We start from the raw sequence: 270 nt of genomic DNA on the forward strand, positions 1-270 counted from the left end.
GCCGGGTCGCGGTGCGCTATTTCGGCCTGCGCTACCTCGCCGCCTTCGGGCCGGACGTGCCCGACGGCGTGATCAACCTCGACGCCATGGCCCTCGACGGCACGGGCGGCCCCCACGCACCGGGACCCGGCGGGCTGATCAGCTTCGCGGGCGGCGACCCGGCCCGCCCGGTCCATCGCAGCGGCGACGCCCTGCTCGCGGCCATCGCGGTCCACCTCGTCACCGCCCGGGTTCTGCCGGGGGACCGCATCCTCTCCCTGATTCCACAGG

The 270-nt window shown here is 75.6% G+C and carries 1 protein-coding gene; it reads left to right on the forward strand.

Translation table 11 applies throughout. The annotated features are described in order from the left end of the window. On the forward strand, positions 1-270 hold a 270-nt coding region (locus tag CVH10_RS20755), incomplete at both ends, for a hypothetical protein (protein ID WP_219924919.1).

It is taken from the genome of Halomonas sp. ND22Bw, from assembly GCF_003011945.1.
GTDB lineage: Bacteria > Pseudomonadota > Gammaproteobacteria > Pseudomonadales > Halomonadaceae > Halomonas > Halomonas halophila.